We start from the raw sequence: 6342 nt of genomic DNA, 5'->3' as shown, positions 1-6342 counted from the left end.
ATGTCATCAAACTGGATTAAGCCAGACTCTTCCATCTCACCAACTATCCATGTCGCTTTCTCAATATCGATTCCCATGATAGCCATGAGATGACACATCACAATTTGTCGTGATGACTGTTCATTCTTTTGCATGATTTTCCTCCTGAGAATAAAAAAAGCGAGAACACTTATTAAAATGTTCTCGAGAAATTCTAGGCACCAAACTAGGCACCAAAAATTGATTATTTTTGCGAATTATTGCTAAACACTACAATTACTTACCAAAGAAAAAAATAGTAAAAGCCCTGATAAATCAAGGCTTTTGGGCTATATTTCCTATTTTTTGATTTTGCAATTCCACGTGGCTCCCATTCAACCATTGAATAGTAGCCATATAACATCTTCCTTTCTGTGATACTGTTTATCGTATGCAGTTGCATTAAGGCTCAAAAAGCCCTAAACCGTTCTTTATTATACCATAAATTGCCTCCAATGACGGTGAAAACCAGTTGCATAGCTATTGTCCCAAGGAAATCCCTTGTCTTTCTTGACTATCTAAGGCGAATGCACTACAATGAAGTCACATAGCAAAGGAGATAACATGAACGATTATCAAGAAATGACAGTTAAGACTTATTTGACAGAACGCTTGGACGATAAAATCAACAGCTACCAAAAGAAGAGCCATTTTCATCGTGCTTGGTTTATTGTCTTTAAGGTCATTCAAATCATTGTTCTGGCTTTAGTACCGATTTTGGCTAGTCTACCTATTCCTTGCTTTAAATTGCTTGCGGTCATCGCTTCATCCCTTGTGTTAGTTCTTGAAGCCTTGCTTGCCGTATTCAATCACCAAAATAGATGGCGCCTTTACCAAGAAATGGCGGATGCATTAGCTTCTGAAAAATTCGCCTTTGTCACTAGGGCTGGTATTTACAAAGACAAATCAGACGATGAGTGTTTTGCCCTTCTTGTAGAACGTTGCGAACACCAAATGATAACAAGAGTTTAAAAAAGAGAGTGCTAAACTCTCTTTTTTGCTTACATGAGTTCGTTGAAATCCCAAACTTCTGTCCAACCTTCATAAAAATCAGGCTCGTGACACACCATCAAAATGCTGCCTTTATAGGCTTGTAAGGCGCGTTTGAGTTCGTCCTTGGCATCAACATCCAAGTGGTTAGTTGGCTCGTCCAGAACAAGCACATTATTTTCACGGTTTATCAAGAGACAAAAACGCACTTTGGCTTGCTCCCCACCTGACAAAACTTGGATTTGGCTTTCAATGTGTTTTGACGTTAATCCACAGCGAGCAAGGGCTGCACGCACTTCAGCTTGGTTGAGCGCTGGAAAAGCTTCCCACACGGCTTCAAGTGGGGTTTGGCGATTGCCTGAGGCGACTTCTTGCTCGAAATAGCCTAATTCGATGTAATCCCCACGTTCCACACTGCCTGAAAGCGGCGGAATAATACCCAAGAGGCTCTTAAGTAGGGTGGTTTTTCCGATACCGTTTGCTCCGATGATAGCCACTTTTTGATTGCGTTCAAAGGTCAAATTGAGCGGCTTAGTCAAAGGACGGTCGTAACCAATCTCTAAATCATGCGTTTGGAAAATGAAACGGCTTGGCGTCCGTGATTCTTTGAATTCAAAAGATGGTTTTGGCTTTTCAGCCTGCAATTCGATGCGCTCCATTTTGTCCAATTTTTTCTGACGGGACATGGCCATGTTTCGAGTGGCCACACGCGCTTTGTTGCGGTTGACAAAATCTTGCAAATCAGCAATTTCCTTTTGTTGGCGCTCATAAGCTGCTTCCAACTGAGCTTTTTTCATGGCATAAACCGCTTGGAAATTGTCATAATCACCCGTGTAACGTACCAAATCATGATTTTCCACATGGTAAACGATATTAATCACGTCATTTAAAAATGGAATATCGTGTGAAATCAAGACAAAGGCATTTTCATAATTTTGCAAGTAACGTTTCAACCACTCGATATGCTCGGCATCAAGGTAGTTGGTCGGCTCGTCCAAAAGTAAAATATCAGGTTTTTCAAGCAAAAGTTTAGCCAAGAGGACCTTGGTCCGTTGACCACCTGAGAGTTCTGTCACGTCTGACTCCATGCCAAAATCCATAACACCAAGGGCACGCGCCACCTCGTCAATTTTCGCGTCTAAGGTGTAAAAATCACGGGATTCTAGGCGGTCTTGCAATTCTCCAACTTCTTCCATGAGGGCATCCACATCTGCTCCCTCGTCTGCCATAGACAGGTAAATGGCATTGATGCGTTCTTCGGTTTTAAACAGTTCATCAAAAGCTGTTCGCAACACGTCACGCACTGTCATACCTGCTTCAAGAACCGTGTGTTGGTCCAAATAACCAGCTGTCACGTATTTTGACCATTCGACCTTGCCTTCATCAGGTTGCAAGTGCCCAGTGACGATGCTCATAAAGGTAGATTTCCCCTCACCATTGGCACCAACCAGTCCAATATGCTCTCCTTTCAACAGACGAAAAGACACGTCCTCAAAAATGGTACGCTCGCCAAAACCATGGCTTAAATGTTTAACTTCTAAAATACTCATTACTCGTAAACTTTCATTATTTTTTCATTTGACATGGGTTTCGTCAAACGAATCTTTTCAATTATAGCATGACTTTAAATCTGAAATCAATGACTTCTTCTTAAAACCGCATAGGAAAAGCCCTCGTTTCGAGGGCTTATGTTGTTAATTTGAAACTGTACGAGTTTGCGTGTGTTGGCGAGCAAAGACTTGTTTTAGCAAAGGATAGAGAATCGGAACAGCGATGATGGTAACCAAAGCCGAACCAAAAGTGCCACCGATTTTAACCACGGCTGTCAAGAAAGCAACTTGGAGATTGAGTCCGCCAACCAGACTGTTGATGAGGGTGTATTTGATGAGGTTGCTGATGATTTTAGTCAAAGCAGCTACGACACCAACGACAATCACATTGCGCGTGGTGTCTTTGGATTGCATTAGTCCTTCAAAAACCAAGTGAAGAACGGCACAGACAATCAAAGATTCTAAAATGGTAATCCAGACTTCTGCAGCGTAGCCATTGAGAACATCAAACAAGCCAAGCCCAACGGCAGCTACCAAGGCGCCTAAGCGTGACCCATAAAGCAAAACGGCGACAACGACTAAGGCATTTCCAAAATGAACGAATTGGGCACCCATAGGGATACGCAAACATTGAACGCTGACAAAGATTAAGGCAGCATAAAGACTGAGTTCGACAAGTTGACGTGTGGTGAGATGTTTCATTCCTTTTCCTCCTTTAAAACCATCAAACGACTCGCTAAATAGCCCAAATAAGGCTCATAGCACAGCCCCCATTTGATATCACGCTCTAGCTCTAAGGTCAGTGACAAGATCTTATCAATGATATCAAGTGCTAATGTGGCAACAGCATCCAAAGATAAACCATGAAAATACCCAGCGGCTAAGATAGCACTTAAAACATCACCCGTCCCAAAGAAATTCTGCGGGTAGGCTTTGGCAAAATGATACGAAACACTCGCCTTTTCCCTATCCCAATGAGCCAAACCGATGCTTCCGTCCTCAAAAGACACTCCTGTCAAAATAATATGCTTATTGTTCAAGGGAGTTAGTTGCGTCAACAAGTGCTCGATAGCCTCTTGGTCATAAGCATCACCAAGATAAGGCACATCAGCTAACAAGCAAGCTTCCGTGAGATTGGGCGTGATGATATCAGCCTCTTGGCAAAAAGCACGCATGGCTGCCACAAAACTCTGATCATACCCAGCATACAACCGTCCATTATCCGCCATAATAGGGTCTACAAAACGCACTAAACCTTTTTGAGAAGCAAAATCAGCTATTTGTTGCAACTGTTCTGGTGACTTGACGTAGCCTGTCATTAACCCGTCTGCTTGAAAGGGAAGCTGACGCCATTGGCTGAGAAAGCCTGCTGTCGCATCGGTTAAATCGGTGATGCTAATGTTCTCAAAGCCACCCGTATGCGAGGACAAAAGAACGGTTGGCAAGGGAATGACTTCGATTTGGCAGGCTGACAAAATGGGGAGTGCTGCTGATAAAGCAACTTTGCCTAAACCGACAATATCATTCGCCACGATGAGTGATTTGGTAATGTGTGTCATGTGATAAAACCTTTTCATCCCTTCTCCAAAACTTAGAGAGGTTCAAGTGATGATATTATTGTAAGAAAATTCAGTTTATTATACAATAGAAACAATCAAAAACTGTATGGGGACAAAACATGACCAGTAAATACCAAGACATTATGGCTGACATCATTACTCAAATCGAATCTGGTGCCTTAAAAAAAGGGGATAAACTCCCCTCGATTCGTGCCATCAGCCAAAGCTACCAATGCAGCAAGGACACCGTGCAACGAGCCTTATTAGAATTAAAATTCAAACACTACATTTATGCCGTCAATAAAAGTGGCTATTATGTGCTGGAGGGTAAGAGTCAGCATGAGGACCGCCTCAATCTCAGTCTGAGCGACTACAATAACATTGCCTACGAAGATTTTACTGCTTGTTTGACGGAAACCTTGGTAAAGGGGCAAAATTACCTCTTTGACTACTACGCTCAGCAGCAAGGGCTAAAAGCCCTCATTCGCTCGCTCAAACAGTATTTGGAAAAAGGAAATATTTACGCCAAAGAAAGCGACATCTTGGTCACTTCAGGTACCCAACAAGCTCTCTACATTTTATCTCAAGTCCCATTTCCTAATGAGCAAGGTGTCATCCTTTTGGAGCAGCCGACCTATCACCGTATGATTGACTTGGTCGCCTCGCAAAATCTCCCCTACCAGACCATTGACCGTGATTTTAATGGTATTGATTTAGCTCGATTGGAACATCTATTTAAAACGCAGCCCATTAAATGTTTCTACACCATTTCGCGTTTTTCAAATCCTTTGGGCTTGTCCTACACGGCCAGCGAAAAACAAAAAATCGTGGACTTGGCTAAACGCTACAATGTTTACATCATTGAAGATGATTACATGGGCGATTTCACCAAATCCACTGATTTGCCTCTGCATTACTATGATACTTCGGGGCACGTTATTTATTTAAAATCTTTTTCAGCGACTATTTTCCCAGCGCTGCGTCTTGGCACGCTGGTGCTACCGCCAGAACTCATGCCGTCTTTTTTAAAACTCAAAAAACTAATGGACTACGACACCAACCTTATTATGCAAAAGGCGCTGTCTTTGTACTTGGACAATGGCATGTTTGACAAAAACCTCACCTATCTCAGCAAAGTCTTTCAAGAACAAGAGAACAAGTCAACGGAGCTTTTGACACGTTTTCCAAATATCCTGCATTTTAGCAGTTCATTGCAACATTTGGTTATTGAATTGCCTCAAAACAAGCATTTGGGCGAGCTGAAATTTACCAAACAGGTGGATTATCTCGAAAACAATTACCTAACCCAAGCCCCCAAGCGCTTTATTAAATTGCCTAATAACCAGCATTTGCCAAAAACGTTGAAAATGATTTTGAACTAATAACCTTCTAGTCCACCAAAATGGCCAAGGTTTGATAGGGTTTTAGCGTGATCGTGTCTGATAAAGCCTCTTCAGGGTAATTGCTTAGCAACACGCGCCCTTCTTGGTAAGCTTTTGGCAAGGGCACTTTAACCGTTTTAGCAAAGAAGTTATTGCAAACTAATAGACGTTGCTTGCCGTACTGACGTTCAAAAGCGTAGATGTAAGGATTATCTTGGTAAGCGGACTGATAGCTACCCTCAGCAATGATTGGCAGTATTTTTCTGAGCGCAATCAATTCTTGGTAGAAGGTAAAAATCGGTCCACTTTTTTCTTTGGCAACATTGATGTCACGGTAGGTTTTTCCGACTTGTAACCAAGGTTGACCAGTTGAAAAAACAGCGTTTTCCTCGTCATTCCACTGCATCGGGATACGGCTATTGTCCCGTGATTTCGCTTGAACAATGGCAAAGGCTTGGGATTCTGTCTTACCTGCCGAGCGCAAGGCTTGATAAGCATTGATACTCTCTACATCGACGTAGTTAGCCATGCTCTCATAATCAGGGTCCAACATACCAATTTCTTCGCCCATGTAGATGTAAGGCGTCCCGCGAGATAAATGAATCGATGCGGCAAGCATAGTTGCTCCTTCATTGCGGAAATGCTCGACGTCCACAAAACGGTTCAACGCGCGTGGTTGGTCATGATTGTTCCAAAACAGGGCTGACCAGCCGCCACCCTCACTCATCTCTTCACCCCAAGTATGGAACAAGGTTTTGAGTTCTGCAAAATCAAAGGGCTTCAAGGTCCATTTTTGCCCTTGGTCGTAATCCACTTTGAGGTGGTGGAAATTGAAAACCATGT

The 6342-nt window shown here is 42.7% G+C and carries 6 protein-coding genes; 2 read left to right on the top strand and 4 right to left on the bottom strand.

The features are described 5' to 3' along the window. Window positions 1-582 precede the first annotated feature (582 nt). Entirely contained in the window at window positions 583-990 is a 408-nt protein-coding gene (locus tag B3473_RS06210) for a DUF4231 domain-containing protein (protein ID WP_154454348.1), read from the top strand. Between the two features lie 29 nt (window positions 991-1019). On the opposite strand, the gene B3473_RS06205 is transcribed toward B3473_RS06210, so the two are convergent. The 3 genes from B3473_RS06205 to B3473_RS06195 form a co-directional block, all read right to left on the bottom strand. Further along, complete coding sequence (locus B3473_RS06205) at window positions 1020-2558, bottom strand: ABC-F family ATP-binding cassette domain-containing protein (RefSeq protein ID WP_235280710.1); 1539 nt, start codon at window positions 2556-2558, stop codon at window positions 1020-1022. Between the two features lie 144 nt (window positions 2559-2702). Then, window positions 2703-3260 (bottom strand): ECF transporter S component, encoded by a 558-nt coding sequence (locus B3473_RS06200; protein WP_154454350.1) that lies wholly within the window; start codon window positions 3258-3260, stop codon window positions 2703-2705. Further along, window positions 3257-4117, bottom strand: coding sequence for a pyridoxamine kinase (locus B3473_RS06195; protein ID WP_235280722.1), 861 nt, complete (start codon window positions 4115-4117; stop codon window positions 3257-3259). Before B3473_RS06195 ends, B3473_RS06200 begins: the two co-directional genes overlap by 4 nt. Window positions 4118-4236: 119 nt before the next feature. On the opposite strand from B3473_RS06195, the gene B3473_RS06190 reads away from it, so the two are divergent. Further along, window positions 4237-5499 (top strand): PLP-dependent aminotransferase family protein, encoded by a 1263-nt coding sequence (locus B3473_RS06190; RefSeq protein ID WP_154454351.1) that lies wholly within the window; start codon window positions 4237-4239, stop codon window positions 5497-5499. A 7-nt stretch (window positions 5500-5506) separates the two neighbouring features. Here the strand turns inward: B3473_RS06190 and B3473_RS06185 are convergent. Further along, window positions 5507-6342 (bottom strand): alpha-amylase family glycosyl hydrolase (locus B3473_RS06185; RefSeq protein ID WP_293677943.1); only part of this gene is annotated, 836 nt, incomplete at its 5' end.

Source organism: Streptococcus sp. UBA632 (assembly GCF_002300045.1).
Lineage (GTDB): Bacteria > Bacillota > Bacilli > Lactobacillales > Streptococcaceae > Streptococcus > Streptococcus alactolyticus.
Note: the sequence above shows the minus strand (reverse complement) of the source record. Positions and strands in the feature narration are given on the sequence as shown.